Origin of the sequence: Pseudoflavonifractor sp. 60 (assembly GCF_009911645.1) — a bacterium.
GTDB lineage: Bacteria > Bacillota > Clostridia > Oscillospirales > Oscillospiraceae > Lawsonibacter.
Map to the genome: position 1 here is coordinate 1 of NZ_QWKI01000026.1, position 16309 is coordinate 16309.

15 protein-coding genes are annotated in these 16309 nt (G+C 59.4%); 3 read left to right on the forward strand and 12 right to left on the reverse strand.

Annotation, left to right across the window (positions count from 1 at the left end; genetic code table 11):
* Positions 1-159 precede the first annotated feature (159 nt).
* The 8 genes from spoIVB to D1646_RS02840 form a co-directional block, all read right to left on the reverse strand.
* The gene (gene spoIVB, locus D1646_RS02800) at positions 160-1260 is read right to left on the reverse strand and encodes a SpoIVB peptidase (protein ID WP_160634983.1); all 1101 of its coding nucleotides are present in this window, start codon (positions 1258-1260) and stop codon (positions 160-162) included.
* Positions 1261-1450: 190 nt separating this feature from the next.
* Complete coding sequence (locus D1646_RS02805; protein WP_160634984.1) at positions 1451-1801, reverse strand: arsenate reductase family protein; 351 nt, start codon at positions 1799-1801, stop codon at positions 1451-1453.
* 55 nt (positions 1802-1856) lie between these two features.
* Positions 1857-2033, reverse strand: coding sequence for a hypothetical protein (locus D1646_RS02810; protein WP_160634985.1), 177 nt, complete (start codon positions 2031-2033; stop codon positions 1857-1859).
* A 91-nt stretch (positions 2034-2124) separates the two neighbouring features.
* Positions 2125-2547 (reverse strand): serine proteinase, encoded by a 423-nt coding sequence (locus tag D1646_RS02820; protein WP_201754528.1) that lies wholly within the window; start codon positions 2545-2547, stop codon positions 2125-2127.
* 161 nt (positions 2548-2708) lie between these two features.
* A complete protein-coding gene (locus D1646_RS02825; RefSeq protein WP_160634986.1) occupies positions 2709-4055 on the reverse strand; it encodes a uracil-xanthine permease family protein in 1347 nt (448 codons plus the stop codon).
* Between the two features lie 218 nt (positions 4056-4273).
* Positions 4274-4936 (reverse strand): TIGR01906 family membrane protein, encoded by a 663-nt coding sequence (locus D1646_RS02830; RefSeq protein ID WP_160634987.1) that lies wholly within the window; start codon positions 4934-4936, stop codon positions 4274-4276.
* A gap of 274 nt (positions 4937-5210) precedes the next feature.
* Positions 5211-6941 (reverse strand): carbon starvation protein A, encoded by a 1731-nt coding sequence (locus tag D1646_RS02835; protein WP_160634988.1) that lies wholly within the window; start codon positions 6939-6941, stop codon positions 5211-5213.
* Positions 6938-7480, reverse strand: a complete 543-nt coding sequence (locus D1646_RS02840; RefSeq protein ID WP_160634989.1) for a hypothetical protein — start codon at positions 7478-7480, stop codon at positions 6938-6940. Before D1646_RS02840 ends, D1646_RS02835 begins: the two co-directional genes overlap by 4 nt.
* Positions 7481-7725: 245 nt before the next feature.
* On the opposite strand from D1646_RS02840, the gene D1646_RS02845 reads away from it, so the two are divergent.
* A complete protein-coding gene (locus D1646_RS02845; protein ID WP_160634990.1) occupies positions 7726-9798 on the forward strand; it encodes an LTA synthase family protein in 2073 nt (690 codons plus the stop codon).
* A 99-nt stretch (positions 9799-9897) separates the two neighbouring features.
* On the opposite strand, the gene D1646_RS02850 is transcribed toward D1646_RS02845, so the two are convergent.
* Genes D1646_RS02850 through D1646_RS02865 form a run of 4 tightly spaced genes read right to left on the reverse strand, consistent with a single transcriptional unit; the run spans position 9898 to position 13783 of the window.
* Positions 9898-11025, reverse strand: coding sequence for a bifunctional histidine phosphatase family protein/GNAT family N-acetyltransferase (locus D1646_RS02850; RefSeq protein WP_160634991.1), 1128 nt, complete (start codon positions 11023-11025; stop codon positions 9898-9900).
* The gene (locus tag D1646_RS02855; protein WP_160634992.1) at positions 11022-11471 is read right to left on the reverse strand and encodes a hypothetical protein; all 450 of its coding nucleotides are present in this window, start codon (positions 11469-11471) and stop codon (positions 11022-11024) included. Before D1646_RS02855 ends, D1646_RS02850 begins: the two co-directional genes overlap by 4 nt.
* A 57-nt stretch (positions 11472-11528) precedes the next feature.
* The gene (pyrF, locus tag D1646_RS02860; protein WP_160634993.1) at positions 11529-12452 is read right to left on the reverse strand and encodes an orotidine-5'-phosphate decarboxylase; all 924 of its coding nucleotides are present in this window, start codon (positions 12450-12452) and stop codon (positions 11529-11531) included.
* 50 nt (positions 12453-12502) lie between these two features.
* Positions 12503-13783, reverse strand: coding sequence for a dihydroorotase (locus tag D1646_RS02865; protein WP_160634994.1), 1281 nt, complete (start codon positions 13781-13783; stop codon positions 12503-12505).
* A gap of 255 nt (positions 13784-14038) precedes the next feature.
* On the opposite strand from D1646_RS02865, the gene D1646_RS02870 reads away from it, so the two are divergent.
* Both D1646_RS02870 and D1646_RS02875 read left to right on the forward strand, forming a co-directional pair.
* Positions 14039-14221 (forward strand): hypothetical protein, encoded by a 183-nt coding sequence (locus tag D1646_RS02870; protein WP_160634995.1) that lies wholly within the window; start codon positions 14039-14041, stop codon positions 14219-14221.
* Between the two features lie 118 nt (positions 14222-14339).
* Positions 14340-15947, forward strand: coding sequence for a peptide chain release factor 3 (locus D1646_RS02875; RefSeq protein ID WP_160634996.1), 1608 nt, complete (start codon positions 14340-14342; stop codon positions 15945-15947).
* Positions 15948-16309: the final 362 nt, after the last annotated feature.

Sequence of the window (16309 nt, forward strand, 5' to 3'; positions counted from 1 at the left end):
TGCACAGATTCTATACTTCCTGTGCATTTTTGCCCCTAAAATGCAAAAAATCCTGCGGACACAGGTCTCTCCCTGAGTCCGCAGGATTTCTTTTGCCGGCCGGCGGCACAAATAAATGCAGTACGGGTCCAGACTCTCCGTGAACCCGTACTGCGTTTGTTACTTCGTCAGCGGATGTTCTCCCACTGCCTGCTTCAGCATGTTCTCTGCTAAAATGGCGTAGCCCTTGGTGGGATCATTGACCAGCACATGGGTCACCGCTCCCACCAGGCGTCCGTTCTGGAGCAGCGGGCTCCCCGACATTCCCTGGACAATCCCGCCGGTAGCAGACAGCAGCTCCGGGTCTCTGACCTCTACCATCATACTGCGGGTACCGTCGCCCTCGGGGTACAGGTGGGTGATTTCTACGTCAAACTCCTCCACCTCGTCCCCCCGGATGTTGGACAGAATGGTCGCCGGACCAATTTCCACCTGGTCCCGGCTGGCCACCTCCACTGGCTCGGCCTGACTGCTCACGGTTTCCCTGGGCATCTGCCCGAAAATTCCCAGATTGGTATTAGCATACAGGGTCCCCAGGTCCCGGGTCAAATCAAACTGTCCGTGGAGCTCCCCAGGGGAACCGCCGGCCCCCTTTTTCACCTCTGTGACGCTGGCCGGCATAATGCTGCCCGACTCCAGCGGCATGAGCATGGAGGTGTCCACGTCGTTGATCCCGTGGCCCAGCGCGCCAAACACACCGCTCTCCGGGTCGTAGAAGGTCATGGTGCCTATGCCCGCCATGGAGTCCCGCAGCCACACACCCAGCTGATAGACACCCTGGCTGTTCTCCACTGCTGCCGCCGTCAGCTGGAGCTGTCGCTGGCCCCGCATCGCCTGAATGGTGAGAGGCTCGTCCTCACACTCCTTCACCAGCGCCTGGACCTCCTCAATGGTATCCACCTCGCCGCCATTGATGTGGGTGATAACGTCCCCCGCCTTCAGGCCGCAGTCCCGGCCAGGATAGGAGGCGCCGCCTTCCGTCTCCACCGGCGACAGGCCCACCACCAGCACGCCGTCGGAGAACAGCTTGATGCCCACCGCCTTGCCCAGCGGAATGACGCTCCTCGCCGCCGCTGGCTGTTGCTGGACCGCCGCCGGGGCCATAGCTGCCACTGACGGGGCCCGGATACGTCCGCTGGTCAGCAGGGCGACACCAAAGATCACCGCCCCTACAGCGGCCAGCCCCAGCACTCCTGGCCCCTTTTTTGTTTCTTGATCCATTGTTTCACCCCCGAACCACAAAAAAGATCGGGCGGCACAGCGTAACGCCGCCCGCCCTCTCATTATGGCCGGAGAAATCCCGATTCAACCCTGGGGAGGAATCCCACCATTTCCAGCGTCTCCGCTTCTCACCTTGAAACTGCCGGGGTGGTAAATTCCCCCTGGGCCAACTGTGCAGAGTTGGAAAAAATTACAGCTTGTCCTCCCATTCCACCTGGCGAAAACCCGCCAGTACAAAGTCCTCCCCCACCAGCAGAGGCCGCTTGACCAGCATTCCATCGGAGGCCAGCAGCTCCAGCTGCTCCTCCTCATTCATAGCGGCCAGCTTGTCTTTCAGGCCCAGCTCCCGGTAGAGCATCCCCGAGGTGTTGAAAAACTTTTTCAGCGGCAGACCGCTGGCCTTCCACCAGCTGCGCAGTTCGTTGGCGGAGGGATTTTCCTCCTTGATGTGCCGCACCTGACAGGACACCCCCCGGCTGTCCAGGAATTTTTTGGCCCTCTGGCAGGTCGAACATTTGGGGTACCATAAAAACAGCATCATTCCACGCTCCTTATTATTTTTCCCTATGGTACCACCTTTTGACTAAAACCGCAAGCTATTCCCGACCCAGGGACTCCGCCAGCATTTTCAGCTCCCCCAGGGTCGAAACGGTAATTGGGCTCTCCAACAACCGCAGCCGGGCCTTGGCGGGCATCCGGTCCCAGTAGGACAGCAGCGCGGCATCGTGGCCCACCACGTCCTGGGGCAGACGGTAATATTGAATTTGTTCCATCAGCGCTCCCTCCCGGTCCAGCTTGTCCTAAATCGCCCCCTTCCATGCACAAAAAAAGACTGCCCATTGGACAGTCTCCAGAAATATTCTCTCAGTCCTGCTTCTCTTCCTCCACGGTCACCTCAAAGCTCTCCTCAGCGGGAGCCTCCAGGGCCTCCTCAGCGGGAGCCTCCGGAGCTTCCTCGGCGGGGACCTCCAACTCTGCTTCCACCTCGACCTCCACCTCGGGGGCCTGCTTCAGCTCGTTAATCCGCTCGTTGTTGGTCTCGATCAGGGCCTTGGAGGCGGTGATCCGCTCACAGGCCGAGGCATAGGCACCGTCAGGGGTTGCGCCCTGCTCCGCATAGTAGAGCTTGCCCAGTTCAATGTAGGCCTTCTTGATGGCATCCTCCTCGGCCATGTTCGCCATTTTCAGCTTGGCAATCTCGGCTAGGCGCTTGGACTGAGCTACGCCCGCCTGGGCCAGATCGGTGGCCTGGTCCTTCAGCGTCTCAAAGGTGCTCTTCAAATCCATTGCAGTAACCTCCTAAATTACGGTTTCCCGTTTGGTGTCTCTATTCTATCCGATTTTTTCCCGGGGCGCAAGGGGCTTTTCGTTTATTTAATGATTTTTTCATCTGTACTATATGGGTTTTTCAGGCTTTTCCCTGCGGGCCGGGAAATCATCCGCTCCCCTTAATAGCGGCCAAAATCGCCGGAGCGGCCCTTGGTCACATCGGAGCCAAACTCATAGTCCTTACCGGGGAGAATGGCATTGAGAGCGATACCGGCGATGGCGGCGATGGCCAGGGAGGTAAGGGTGATATCGGTGCCGCCGATGTGGAAGGTGAGGCCGGAGAACTCGTTGTTAAAGCCCCAGATCTTGAAGCCCAGGCCGCAGACCATGATGACAGCGGCAATAATCAGGTTTCGGGAGTTGGTAAAGTCGACCCGATTCTCCACCACATTGCGCACACCGATAGCGGAGATCATGCCGTAGAGGATGAAGGATACGCCGCCGATGATGGCGGTAGGGATGGAGTTGATGACAGCGGCGAACTTGGGGGAGAAGGACAGCACCACTGCATAGAGGGCGGCCAGACGGACCACCTTGGGGTCAAAGACCCGGGACAGCTCCAGCACGCCGGTGTTCTCGCCGTAGGTGGTGTTGGCGGGACCGCCAAAGAGACCGGCAATGGCGGTGGCGACTCCATCGCCGATGAGGGTGCGGTGCAGGCCGGGGTCCTCCACAAAATTCTCCTCCACGGTGGCGGAGATGGCGGACATATCGCCGATGTGCTCCATCATAGCCGCAATGGCGATGGGGGCCATAACCAGGATGGAGGTCAGGTCAAATTTGGCCAGAACAAAGGGCTGGATGCCCACAGCATTGGCGGCCGTCACACTGGAAAAATCCACCTGATTGGTGACCAGGGCCACAGCGTAAGGGATGAGAACACCCAGAAGAATGGGGATGATCTTCACCATTCCCCTGCCCCAAATGTTGGCGGCCACAATGACGGCGATGGACAAAATGGCCAGCCACCAGCAGGTGGAGGCGTTGTTGATGGCACTGGGGGCCAGGGACAGACCGATCAGAATAATAATGGGACCGGTGACCACCGGGGGCAGGAAACGCATCACCTTGTGGACCCCCACTACCTTGATGAGAGCGGCAAGGATCAGGTAGAGCAGACCAGCCACCACAATGCCGCCCAGGGCGTAGGGCAGCTTCTCCTCGCCAGTCATACCAGCGTAGATACCCGAGTCTAGCTCGGCCACCGCGGCAAAGCCGCCCAGGTAGGCGAAGGAAGAGCCCAGGAAGGCGGGCACCTTCCACTTGGTGCAAAAATGGAAAAACAGGGTCCCCAGGCCGGCAAACAACAGGGTTGTCTGGATGGACAGGGGCAGACCGTAGCCCTGGACCAGGATGGGCACCAGAACCGTTGCGCCGAACATGGCGAACATATGCTGGAGCCCCAGAATCAGCATCTTGGGCAGACCCAGCTGGCGGGCGTCGCGGATGGGTTCGTTTTGATTCATGTCGTTCTCCTTTCTCTCTCGGCGGCAGGCCCGGTGTCCCCTTGCTGCGGCCATAAAAAAACGACCACGGAACGTGATCGTCAACAGAAAATAGAAACAGAGACGCCGCCAAGCATCGAACCCGCAATCATCAGCGCGGACATGGCAACCCCTCCCTTCCCATTTAATCTAATCTACCAAAAAGTGCCTCGGGACGCAATGGGCGGTTTGCACAAATTTCAGCGATTTTTCCCACCGTTTCTCGCCCAGCTGTCAGCGGCAATGAGTGCTCCACACCAGAGCAGCAGCAGTCCCAGGATCAAAAGGGCACAGTTGCGGAAAAAGTCCTGGGGTAAAAAGAGGATGATGGGGTCGGTCTGCCAGTCGAAAATCCAATTATCCTTTCCCGGGAAAAAAATGCTGTGAAAGATGACGAAGGCCCGGTCAAAGTCCAGGGCGGCCAGCCCGCCCACCGCCAGGAAGGAGACGCCCAGTCCCGCCGCCGCCCAGAAGCCGGGACCCCGGTCCAGAAAACGGTGGGGGCGCACCTTCCCCACCATGCACCAGCCCAGCAGGAAGCCCAGCGCCATCACAGAAATTTTCAGAACCCGCAAATCCAGCAGAAACAGCCCCCGCACGTCGGCAAAGTGGTCCGCCCCCGACTGGGAGAAGGCCAGCACGCCGGCAGAGAAGTCCTCCCGCTTCCCCAGGCAGAAGTCCATCATCTCATTGTACGCCGTCTCAATCTCCGCCCGGGTCAGTCCCCAGTCCTCCAGCCCCATGGGGCCGATGTGGGCGTAGTAGAAGGACCGGCACAGCAGAGGCATGGCGATGGAGCCCGTCAGCACCACCAGGGCAATCAGGACGGACAGGAGCAGAGACAGGAGCTTGCGGATTTTCATATCCTTTACCTCCAAATTTTTTGCCCTCGCCGGGCCGGTCTTCTTTTCTTTGAAACGAAACTTTTTCCCCGCTCTGAGGGACTCACAACTGACGCAGGCGCCCGCCCGATACCGGAGGGCATTTACGTATAGGAATAATAATTATGTGATATTACGGAATGGAATGGTGCTCTGTGTGATATCCGGGCCATTATACCACAAAAACGCCCTGCGGGCAATCAGAAAGCGGACCCGAAAACGGGCCCGCTTTTGACTCTGTTTGGATGGAACAGGGTTAAGCCTTTTTCTTCTTGCCGAAGATGGTCTGGCAGCCCTCGATGGCCAGCACGATGGCCAAGATGAAGAGCAGGGTACCCAAGATAGCCTGAGCGTAGGTGCCCCAGTCCACCCCCTCGGCGCCAGCCATAATCATCTTGGCGCGGCCGGTGACGGTCTGGAACAGGGAGGTCAGGGTGACAATAAGCATGAAGCCCATCGGGAAGTAGAACATCTTGTTGTTCCGGCCGATGTTGCCCAGCCAGGCGCAGACGGTGAGCAGGGCCAGAGCGGCCAGCAGCTGGTTGGCAGCGCCGAACAGGGGCCAAATCTTGCCGTAACCGGTCATGCCAAGGCCCACACCCAGCACCACGGTGATGGCAGTGGCGACCAGGGGGTTGCACAGGGTCGCCTTGACGCCAGTGGCATCCTTATAGGTCTCGCCGGGCTTGAGCCAGAACTCCTGGAACATGTACCGGGCCAGACGGGTCGCGGTGTCCAGAGAGGTAAGACAGAAGGCGGAGACGGTGAGCACCAGCAGGGAACTGACAGTGGTCTGAGTGGACTCCAGGCCAGGGATGGAAGCCACCATCCGGGAGATACCGGTGGCAAAGACCTGGGTGGGAACACGGATATCACCGGCCTTATACTCCGTCCAGATGAAGGAGACGGCAGCCAAGGAAATCAGGGCCAGGGCACACTCAATGAGCATACCGCCATAGGCGATGGGCTTGGCGTCCCGCTCGTGGTCCAGCTGCTTGGCGGTAGTACCGGAGCCCACCAGGGAGTGGAAGCCGGAAATGGCGCCGCAGGCGATGGTGACAAACAGGGCGGGGAACATGGTGCCCAGACTGGTGATGGGGTCCTTCCAGGCGGTAAAAGCGGGCATATCCATGTGGGCGGCGTCCGCACCGGTGAGGCCCGCACCGATCACGCCCACGGCGGCAATAATCATCATGCCGTACAGCAGGAAGGAGCTGAGATAGTCACGGGGCTGGAGCAGAATCCACACCGGAGCCACAGAGGCAACCAGGATATAGACCGCGATGATCCACATCCAAGCGGTATTGGACAGATAGATGGGGTGGAAGTTCAGGCCGATGACCAAGCAGATGATGATGCCGATGACACCGGCAATAGTGGCCACCGACAGGGGCGCACCCCGACGGTACACCAGGATGCCGAAGATAATGGCCATCAGGATGAACAGAATGGAAATCATGGCCACGGAGGCGTTGGTGGCAGAGGCAGCCATATCCACTGCGCCGGCCTCAGTATACTTGGCCTCAAAGGTGCCGGCCACAATGGAGGCGAAGGCAGCCACCACCAGCACCAGGGTCAGGTAAGAGAAGACCAGGAAGAGCTTCTTGGCCCGTTCGCCGATGTTGACGGCCACCACCTCGCCCAGGGACTGGCCCTTGTGGCGAATGGAGGCGAACAGAGCGCCATAGTCATGGACGGCTCCGAAGAAAATGCCGCCGATCAGGACCCACAGCACTACGGGGACCCAGCCGAACACAGCCGCCTGAATGGGGCCGTTAATAGGGCCGGCGCCGGCGATGGAGGAAAAGTGGTGTCCCATCAGGACGGGGGCCTTGGCGGGAACGTAGTCCATGCCGTCCTCCAGCTCATGGGCCGGAGTGGTCTTGGAGTCGTCCACACCCCACTGCTTGGCCAGCCAGCCGCCGTAGAAAATGTATCCCACGACTAGGATGGCGATGCCAACGATGACAACTAGCATTGCATTCATTGTGTTTTCTCCTCTCCGATTTGATTTGCTGAGATGATGCGTCCCACCATCCGCTTCAGATCCTTTCCCAGGGCCTTTCCGGCGCGGTTGGTGGTAATTTCACCGTTGGACAGGTCCACGGCGGCTATTCGAAACTCCATCCATCCATGGAGCGATAGCTTAAATTCCCGGCGCTTCTTCAGCCGTTTCAGCTGGGCCAGGGCGTCTGGCTGGGCGCTGTCATACAGTACCACAGCGGTGAGGTAGGTGTACATATGCTGGGCGTGGGGGCGCACCCGGGGCAGGCCATCGGCCAGGGTGCGCTGAAAGATGGCGTCCGTCAGGCCGGCGTCCAATTGGCCCGCGTCCCACAGGTAGAGATATTCATGCTCCTCCGCCGCCCACAGCTCCGCCTTTTTTACCAGCACATACTGGCTGTCCCGGTTGTGGTAGGCGCACAGCGCCTTGAGCGCGGTGCCGTCGTCAAGCTCTTCTATATCATAGTAGGCGGCATAGGCCCTTTTCAGCCCCTCCAGGACTTTCTCGCTCCGCTGAGACACTGCCGTTCCTCGCTTTCTCCTCCGCCGCACACCGGGGATTTGTGAATAAATTATGAAGCAATGTTATCATACCAGATTACTCCATTTTTTTCAAGAATTTTTCTTGGGGCACATACACAAAATTGAATTCGACATCCGGTACTTTTTCGCTTTAATGTATAGCTTTGCGGAAGTATCTCCCGTTGACAACTGCCCTGCAATCCAGTAAAATAGTGCAAATCCTGCCCATCAGGCACTTATAGGAGATGATTGCGCTGGAACATGAGAAAACCGGGGGAGCCGCCCTGTGGGCGCAGTGGCACGCGCTGGCCGCCCCCTCCCTCTTTCTGCTGGGGGTCATCTACTACGAGGAGCTGTTTCTAAAGCTCTTTTGCTTCCATACCTTGACGGTGGAGGGGGCGGTGTTCACCTTTCTGTTTACCCTGCCTGCGGCCATGCTGCTGGGACTGCTGTGCGGCGGCGTATCCCCCAGACTTGGCCGCCTCCTGCTGCCTCTGTGTACCGCGCTGGTCTCTATGTGGGTGGGCGCGCAGCTGGTGTATTACCACCTCTTCAAGGCCTTCCTCACCATCTTCTCCCTGACCAAAATGCTGATGGTGGCCCAGTCCTTCGGCGAAATGGCGGTGGGCAATATCCTGGCCAACGGCTTTCCCATTCTGATGATGGTCTTCCCCACGGTGCTGGCCTGGAAATTCCGGGACCGCATCATCTCCGCCCCCTCTGCCCCCGGCAGGAAACTGGGACTGAGGTGGGCGGCAATGGCGGCGGGCATTCAGCTGGCGTCGATGGGGCTGGTGCTGCTGTGCGGCAGCGGAGTGCTCTCTCTGCGGTACATCTACTACCGGGCCGCCTCTCCGGAGCTGGAGGTCCAGAACTTCGGCGTTCTGACCCAGACCGAGCTGGAAATCAAACGGGTCCTTTATGGCATCCAGCCCGACAGCCTGGAGGTGGAACCGGAGCCTGAACCCGATAAGGCCCCACCCGACCTGGAGCCCACTCGCCCTCCAGAGGACGACCCGCCCCCCGCCGGCAGCGTATTCTCCCCGGAGATGATCCCGGGCTTCCATACACTGCCCATCGACTTCAATGCTCTCATCGACCAGGAGGAGGACGAGGGACTGAAAAGCGCTCATCTGTGGTTCTCCCAGCGGCCTCCCACGGCGGAAAACCTGTGGACGGGCTATTTTGAGGGGAAAAATCTGATTTGGATCGTGGCGGAGGGCTTCTCCACCTTGGCTATGGATCCAGAGCGGACGCCCACTCTGTGGAAGCTGTCCCACCAGGGCTTTGTGTTTGACAACTTCTACACGCCTCTGTGGGGGGTGTCCACCTCCGACGGGGAGTATGTCACCACCACCGGCCTCATCCCCAAATCCGGGGTGTGGAGCTACTCCCTGTCCGCGGAGAACTATATGCCCTTCGCCCTGGGGAACCAGTTCCGCAAGGAGGGCTACCGCACCCTCGCCTTCCATGACTACCTCTACGACTACTACGACCGGGACAAATCTCACCCCAATATGGGCTACGAGTATTACGCCATCGGCCAGGGGCTGGAGCTGGAGTCAGGGGACAGCTTCCCTCCCTCCGACCTGGAGATGATGGAAAAAATCGCCCCCATGTTCGTCCAGGAGGACAAGTTTATGGTCTACTGCCTCACCGTCAGCGGCCACCTGACCTACACGCTGGACTCCAATGCCATGTCCGTCCGCCACTGGGAGGCGGTGAAGGACCTGCCCTACAGCGAGGAGGTGCGGTGCTACCTGGCCTGCCAGATGGAGCTGGAGCTGGCCATGGAGGAGCTGATTGCCCGGCTGGAGGCGGCGGGCAAGCTGAACGACACGGTGATCGTCCTGTCCGCCGACCACTACCCCTACGGCCTCACCGACGATCAGTACAGCGAGCTGCTGGGCCATGAGGTGGACCCCGTCTTTGAGATTTACAAAAACACCCTCATCCTCTGGAGCGGCGAACTGGAGGGGACCGCCGTCCATGTGAACAAGTTCTGCTCCAGTCTGGACGTGATGCCCACTCTGTCCAACCTCTTCGGTCTGGACTACGACTCCCGGCTGATCATGGGCTCTGACATTCTGTCCACCGCAGACCCGCTGGTCATCTTTTCCAACTACAGCTTTATCAACGAGGCGGGCTACTACAATTCCATCACCGACCAGTTTACCCGCTGGGACGGGGAGGAACCCGACCTGGAGGAGGTGGCCGGAATGGTGGCCGAGGTGCAGAACCGGGTCGCCTACTCGGGGACCATTCTGGACTGCGACTACTACCGCCTTGTGCTGGAGTGGGCCGGGATGGTAACATAGCAATCTCGGGTCTCCCATAAAAACGCAAAAACAGCAGCGGCCGTTCCATCCTCCATGGAATCACCGCTGCCGTTTTATACGCCATGCAAAACGCCGGACTTACCAGCCCTCATAGCCGATGTACTTCTCCATGAAATCCCCCTCCGCTTCCTCTCTCAGCTTCACAAAGCCGTATTTCTGGAAGAAGCGGCGGGCCCGCTCGTTGTCCCTGGGACAGTGGAGCCGCAGCCGGTCCCGACCGCTGTTGCGGTACATGGACACCGCCTGTCCGATGAGCTGGACCCCCAGCCCCCTGCCCCGGTCCTCCGGAAGGATGGAGAGAAATTTGATGTACCCCGCCTTTTTTGTCTTGTACCGGACATCATACAGGATCACGCCCATTGGCCGCTCCCCCGCGTGGAATATGTGGAGGTTCCACATAGAGCGATCCCACAGGTCCTCCGCCTCTGCCAGAAGGATCGAATCCTCCACGCCGGGACAGACCTCCCGGCGCAGCTTCAGGTACAGCTCCCGGTCCCAGCAGTGGTGGATAAATGGTATATCGCTCCACAGGTTCACGTCGGCCGCCGCCTTCTTGTCCTTCCGCCACCAGGCCTGGCGGGCCAGGGTGGAGATGTCCTCCGGCAGGTGGGAGTTGTCCATCTCATACTGAATCTCGAACTTCTCCCCGTCGAAGGTGAGGCAGGACACCGCCGTGTTGTCCCCGTGGGGCATCGTGTGCCACTCCTCCGGCGGGATATTCTTCACCTTGCCCAGGAACTGCCGGATGGCCATGCCGTGGCTGAACATCGCGACAGTCTGGTTTGGATGCCGCTCCGCCAGACGGCGCACCGTGTCATACAGCCGGTCCCCCAGCTGGAAGAAGGTCTCCCCGTGTTCCACCTCCCAGGCCGGGTCGGTGCGGTTGAACAGGTCCAGCTGATGGGGCTCCGCAATCCGCACGCTTCCAAAGGTCCGGTCCTCCCAGTCCCCCAGGTTCAGCTCCCGCAGGCCGGGGCAGGTGCGCAGAGGGAGGTTTTTGGCGCGGTAGACCGCCCGGGCGGTGGTGCGCGTCCGGAACAGGTCGCTGGAGTACACCGCGTCCACCGGGATATCCCGAAAGCGTTCCTCCAGGGCCGCGATCTGCCGGTAGCCGTTTTCGGTAATCAGGGAGTTATACCAGCCGTGGACCAGGCGGTACAGGTTGCCCTCCGCCTCAGCGTGGCGGACAAGATAGATGGTGGTCATGGTTCTTTCATCCGATCCTTCATAATATTGGGGTCCATAAACTTGATCTGCCCGCAGCGCTCGCAGCGAAACACGGCCAGCTCCATGGCGCCGGCTAACAGATTGGACCAATCGCCAAAAATCCAACTGGTCTGGCCTAACTGAAACTTCGACACCCCCAGGGGAGTCATGGGCTGGCCGCAGCAGCTGATCAGCCGGTTCAGCTTTTCAGCCCTCGCCTGTTCCCTGGCCGCTTCCCGCTCCTGTTCCTCCAAAAAGGCGTGGATCTGTTCCGGTTCTTTGGCCCAGCTGTGCTTCAGGATATCCCGGCACCGCTCCGTCTGGGAGGCGTCCCGGTACTTGGTCCAGCAGTCCTTGCAAACCGTCTGGGTGACGTTGGCGCACACCAGCGTGTCTATTCCAAAGCGCTTTAATTCTGCTCCGCAGAACGCACAAACTTCAGCCATAATACCCCTTTCCTTCCCGCCGGAGCGGGAATATAAAGCCAGACCGGGACCGTTCCCTTAAACGATGGTCACAAACTGCTGGATATCCTCCCGCATGGCGATGGCGGCGTCCCGGGCGGCCTCCGCAAAGTCCAGGCCGTTCTTGCCCGTCTTCTTCCAGGCACACATAATGCCCCGGGAGGAGTTGACGATGGCCCCGTGGCCGTACTTGTCGAAGGCGTACTTCACATCCTCGGCGGTGCCGCCCTGGGCGCCGTAGCCGGGGACCAGGAAGAAGGTTTTTTCCAGCCGCTTGCGCAGGGCCCGGATATCGGAGGGGTAGGTGGCTCCCACCACCGCCCCGGCCATATTGTAGCCGTACTTGCCCTCGGTGCCGGCGGCAACCCGCTCGTTCAGGTCGCCCACCACCTCATACACCTGCCGGTCGCCGGCCACAATATCCTGGAGCTCCCCGGAGCCGGGATTGGAGGTCTTCACCAGCACGAAGATACACTTGTCCTCCGACATGGCAGCCTCCAGGAAGGGGCGGATGGAGTCGGAACCCATGTAGCCGCTGATGGTGATACAGTCGGGGTCAAAGGACTTGAACACCTGGCCCTCGATCTTGGCCCCGGTGAGCCAGCCCTCGGAGTAGGCGGCGGCGGTGGTGCCGATGTCGCCCCGCTTGATATCGGCGATGACATAAAGCCCCTTGCTCTTGGCGTACTGGATGGTGCGCTCCAGCATCTCCATGCCCCGCCAGCCCATGTTCTCATAGTAGGCGGTCTGGGGCTTCACCGAGGGGACAATGTCGCACAGCGCGTCAATCAGACCCACGTTGAACTGCCAGATGGCCTCCACGGCCCCCTCCAGCCCCACGCCGTACTGCTCAAAGGCGGCCCTGCGGATGTGCTCGGGCACATAATCAATGCGGGCGTCCAGCCCGGCGACGGTGGGATTCTTCATGGCTCTGATCTTGTCCTGTAAAACATCCATTGACATACGTTTTGATTTCCTCTCTATATTTTAATCTTTGATTGTGCGCTGCGCTGTTATGCCCCCTCCTGATAGATGACCTCCCCTTTTACAATGGTATACTTCACCCTGCCCTTTACCTTCCAGCCGCCGAAGGGGGTATTGCGGGCCTTGGAGACGAAGAGGTGAGGGTCCACGATCCACTCCTCGTCCGGGTCGAAGATGACCAGGTCGGCCACCGCACCCAGGGACATACGGCCCCGGGGGATATGGAGGATATCGGCGGGGTTGGTGGACATACGGCGAATAATGGTGGGCAGGTCCATCTTTTTGGTGTGGTACAGTTGGGTGAGGGCCAAGGCCAGACTGGTTTCCAGTCCAATCATACCGCTGGGGGCCCGGGTCAGGGGGCGGGTCTTCTCCTCCACCGAGTGGGGGGCGTGGTCGGAGGCAATGGCGTCGATGGTGCCGTCCTTCAGCCCGGCGATAATGCCGTGGACGTCCTTCTGGGTCCGCAGAGGGGGATTGACCCTGGCCAGCGCCCCCTGCTTGAGTACCTCGTCCTCAGTGAGGGAAAAGTAGTGAGGGCAGGTCTCGCAGGTGATGGGGACCCCCTTCTTCTTCATTTTGCGGATGATATCCACGCTGCGGGCGGTGGTCACGTGGCAGATGTGGACCTTGGAACCCGTCTCCTCGGCCAGCATGGCGTCCCGCATGACCATGATCTCCTCGGCGATGGCGGGCCGCCCCTCCAGCCACAGCTGGCGGGAGACGCTGCCCTCGTTCACCGCCCGGCCCGCCACCATGGAGGTGTCCTCACAGTGGCACAGGATGGGCATATCCAGCCGGTTGGCCAGGATGAGGGCGTCCCGCATCAGGTTGGCGTTGTCCACCGTGTTGCCGTCGTCGGACAGGGCAATGGCTCCCGCTTTCTGGAGGGCCTCGGCGTCGGTGGGCTCCTCCCCCTGAAGCCCCTTGGACAGGGCGGCCACCGGGTAGACCCCCACGCCGTTGGCCTGCCTGGCCCGGTCCAGCACGTATTTCACCTGCTCTGGCTGATCCACCGCTGGACTGGTGTTGGCCATGCAGGCCATAGAGGTCACGCCTCCTCTGGCCGCCGCAGCGCAGCCGGTAATAATATCCTCCTTATAGGTCAGCCCCGGGTCCCGGAGATGGACGTGCATATCCACCAGGCCCGGAGCCACTACCAGTCCGGAGGCGTCGATGGTCCGGTCCGTCCCCACTGTCAGCCCCCGCTCCAGCAGGCTGATCCGGTCGTTCTCCACCAGAATATCCTGGAGCAATACCGTTCCTGTGACCGGGTGGACAACCCGTCCGTTCTGAATCAAAAGTTTCATGTGCTTCCTCCCGCGCAAACTATGGAAAATGTTGGAAGTCATTCAGCGTCCCAGCGCATAATAACCTAAAATAAATTATAACGGAACAAGCAGGATTTAGCAACAGGTTTTTTCTCTTTTCCGGGAAGAATAGACGCATACGGGCTGGCAGTATTGCCAGTTTGGGTAAAAAGCCCAATTTCTCTTTGCGCTTTTGGAGTATTTCGGACCGGAGACACAAATGGAAACCGCAGACATGAAAAGGAGGAACTCAGAATGCACAGCGAGTATTGTGGAAGCGGGAAATTTATTCTGGGTATGGCCGCCGGTATGATGGCCGGCACCGCCCTGGGGGCCGTAATGGCTCCCTCCAGCCGCCAGGTAAAGCGGGCCGCTCACCGGGCCGCCAAGCGGGTCAATGACATGGTGGACCACCTGGCAGACAGCATGGACTTTTAACCGGCAGCCCCCGGAGTGCATTGGCCCTCCGGGGGTCTACATTTTCTCTTGCTGTCCTGGCCGAATTATGGTACAATAGCTTGCCAAACAGGAAATCACAGGAAGGGAGCGACCCCCTTTGTCTAACTACGAAGCGGAAATCAAGCGCCGGAGGACCTTTGCCATTATCTCTCACCCGGACGCCGGCAAGACGACCCTCACCGAAAAATTCCTGCTCTACGGCGGGGCCATTGCCCAGGCGGGACAGGTAAAGGGCAAGAAAAATACCCGGGCGGCCACCTCCGACTGGATGGAGATTGAGAAGCAGCGCGGCATCTCGGTGACCTCCTCCGTGATGCAGTTCCAGTATGAGGGCTTCTGCATCAACATTCTGGACACCCCCGGCCACCAGGACTTCTCCGAGGACACCTACCGCACCCTGATGGCCGCCGACTCCGCCGTGATGGTCATTGATGCCGCCAAGGGTGTGGAGGCCCAGACCCGGAAGCTGTTCAAGGTGTGCGCCATGCGGGACATCCCTATCTTCACCTTCATCAACAAGATGGACCGGGAGGCCCGAGACCCCTTCGAGCTATGCGAGGAGCTGGAACATGAGCTGGGTATCGACACCTACGCCATGAACTGGCCCATCGGCTGCGGCAAGGAGTTTATGGGGGTGTACGACCGGCAGAACCGGAAGGTGATCCACTTCACCTCCAACACCAACGCCCGGGCGGCCACCGCCACTCAAATCGAGCCTGACGACCCCGCCTTGGCGGAGCTGATTGGCGCGGGCAAGCGGGACCAGCTGGTGGACGAGATCGAGCTGCTGGACGGGGCCTCCTGCGACTTCGACCTGGAGCGGGTACGCCACGGCAAGCTGTCGCCGGTGTTTTTCGGGTCCGCCCTGACCAACTTCGGCGTAGAGCCCTTCCTGGAGGAGTTCCTCCGCATGACTACTGCCCCTCTGCCCCGAACGGCAGGGGACGAGGTGATCGACTCTTTCGACAGCGACTTCTCCGCCTTCGTCTTCAAGATCCAGGCCAACATGAACAAGGCCCACCGGGACCGTATCGCCTTTATGCGGGTCGTCTCGGGAAAATTTGAGGCGGACAAGGAGGTATACCACCTTCAGGGCGGAAAAAAAATACGCCTTTCCCGGCCCCAGCAGCTGATGGCAGCGGAGCGGGAAATCATCGAGGAGGCCTATGCCGGGGACATTATCGGCGTGTTTGACCCGGGAATTTTCTCCATCGGCGACACCCTGTGCGCCACTGGAAAAAAATTCCAGTTCGACCCCATCCCCACCTTTGCCCCCGAGCACTTTCAGCGTATCCGCTCCATAGACACCATGAAACGTAAGCAGTTTCTCAAGGGAGTGGAGCAGATCGCTCAGGAGGGGGCCATTCAGATTTTCAAGACCCCCTACTCCGGCATGGAGGAGGTCATTGTGGGCGTGGTAGGCACCTTGCAGTTTGACGTGCTGGAGTACCGCCTGCGCAGCGAGTACAACGTGGAGCTCTACAAGGAGGGCCTGCCCTTTGAATACCTGCGGTGGATCGTCAGAGAGGACGAGGACGCCCCGCCTCTGAAGGAGGAGGACCTGCTTCTGCCCAATGACGTTAAGCTGGTAGAGGATTACAAGGGCAACCAGCTGCTGCTGTTCGCCTCCCAGTGGTCCATCCAGTGGGTCACCGACCGAAACAAGGGACTGAAACTGGCCGAGTTCGGTGGGGCGAAGTTTTAGTAAAAAGGCCCGGACGCATTGTGATATACTCCCCCTAAAGTGACCAAGGAAAACCCAAGGTCAACTTTAGGGGGAGTATATTATGGGCAGAGGAAAATCAATGCTGAAATAAAAAAGCAATCATATCTCATTTCAGCACCTCTTTTTTGCTTCTACCATTTAAAAATCCGCCGAAGCAAGTCAATCTTTTGTGAAAATTTTACAGAATACGTCAAGGATAGTCAAGTTGGATTTCTGTTGAGCTTCAATTCGTAAAGTATCTTTCGTAGGGCCGGATGACCCTAGCCTTCCGCTTTGTGGCCCTGCGCCAGCAGGGCCTGGCCCCTTTGAAAAGGGGCGGAGGCGAAGCCGGTGGGGATTGA

What these genes read in the sequence shown, in the direction of transcription:
- D1646_RS02870 (WP_160634995.1), top strand. Translation starts at nt 14,039, where the DNA reads ATGCACAGCGAGTATTGTGGAAGCGGGAAATTTATTCTGGGTATGGCC.
- D1646_RS02830 (WP_160634987.1), bottom strand. Translation starts at nt 4,936, where the DNA reads ATGAAAATCCGCAAGCTCCTGTCTCTGCTCCTGTCCGTCCTGATTGCC.
- D1646_RS02810 (WP_160634985.1), bottom strand. Translation starts at nt 2,033, where the DNA reads ATGGAACAAATTCAATATTACCGTCTGCCCCAGGACGTGGTGGGCCAC.
- D1646_RS02865 (WP_160634994.1), bottom strand. Translation starts at nt 13,783, where the DNA reads ATGAAACTTTTGATTCAGAACGGACGGGTTGTCCACCCGGTCACAGGA.
- D1646_RS02835 (WP_160634988.1), bottom strand. Translation starts at nt 6,941, where the DNA reads ATGAATGCAATGCTAGTTGTCATCGTTGGCATCGCCATCCTAGTCGTG.
- D1646_RS02825 (WP_160634986.1), bottom strand. Translation starts at nt 4,055, where the DNA reads ATGAATCAAAACGAACCCATCCGCGACGCCCGCCAGCTGGGTCTGCCC.
- D1646_RS02805 (WP_160634984.1), bottom strand. Translation starts at nt 1,801, where the DNA reads ATGATGCTGTTTTTATGGTACCCCAAATGTTCGACCTGCCAGAGGGCC.
- D1646_RS02850 (WP_160634991.1), bottom strand. Translation starts at nt 11,025, where the DNA reads ATGACCACCATCTATCTTGTCCGCCACGCTGAGGCGGAGGGCAACCTG.
- pyrF (WP_160634993.1), bottom strand. Translation starts at nt 12,452, where the DNA reads ATGTCAATGGATGTTTTACAGGACAAGATCAGAGCCATGAAGAATCCC.
- D1646_RS02820 (WP_201754528.1), bottom strand. Translation starts at nt 2,547, where the DNA reads ATGGATTTGAAGAGCACCTTTGAGACGCTGAAGGACCAGGCCACCGAT.
- D1646_RS02855 (WP_160634992.1), bottom strand. Translation starts at nt 11,471, where the DNA reads ATGGCTGAAGTTTGTGCGTTCTGCGGAGCAGAATTAAAGCGCTTTGGA.
- spoIVB (WP_160634983.1), bottom strand. Translation starts at nt 1,260, where the DNA reads ATGGATCAAGAAACAAAAAAGGGGCCAGGAGTGCTGGGGCTGGCCGCT.
- D1646_RS02845 (WP_160634990.1), top strand. Translation starts at nt 7,726, where the DNA reads ATGATTGCGCTGGAACATGAGAAAACCGGGGGAGCCGCCCTGTGGGCG.